At 64.0% G+C, this 656-nt stretch carries 1 protein-coding gene; it reads left to right on the top strand.

Annotation, left to right across the window (positions count from 1 at the left end; all coding sequences use genetic code 11):
* Window positions 1-222: 222 nt before the first annotated feature.
* The coding region (locus VBE63_RS31040; protein WP_323686784.1) for a SapC family protein at window positions 223-656 on the top strand (434 nt) is incomplete at its 3' end.

Raw genomic sequence — 656 nt, 5'->3', positions numbered from 1 at the left:
AGCGGGGATTCAGAAGGGCGAAGCGACCATCTTGCTAACACTGCTCAACGAGAAATTCGGACCAGACACCGTTGATGCCTACCGCGAACGCATTACGGCTGCCGAGCCGGAACAACTGCTGCAATGGTCCAAACGCATCCTGAGCGCTGAGACACCCGAGACGATTTTCCACTGAGGCATGGGTGCGGCGGGGACACGCGCCGCCCTACTAGCCGAGCTGGAATGCTTCGAGCACGCTTCGCCGCCGGTGAGGCCAGCGTGCCCCTGGTCGCCCAGGAACTGGCCAAAGCCTGCCACAGCCTGCCGATCGCCTTCATCCGCCAACAAGACTACTTCACCCCCGCCGCCGTGCAAGGCTTGCAACCGGGCCAGAACCTATTCGTCGCCCCGGATGGCCGCTGGCTCGGCCCCTACATTCCTGCCGCCTATCGCGGTTATCCCTTCGCCCTCCTGCCAGCCGACACCGACCAACTCGTGCTCTGCGTCGATCTCGACAGCGCGCTGATCGGCGACCAGCACGAGCAACCCTTCTTCACCGACACCGGCGACCCTGCTCAGCGCATCAAGGACGTGCTCGACGTCCTCCAGCAGCTGCATCAGAATCGCCCGCACACCCCGCGCCTCTGCGCCGCCCTGGAGGCTGAGCAATTGATCAC

It is taken from the genome of Lamprobacter sp. (assembly GCF_034860625.1).
Lineage (GTDB): Bacteria > Pseudomonadota > Gammaproteobacteria > Chromatiales > Chromatiaceae > Lamprobacter.
Note: the sequence above shows the minus strand (reverse complement) of the source record. Positions and strands in the feature narration are given on the sequence as shown.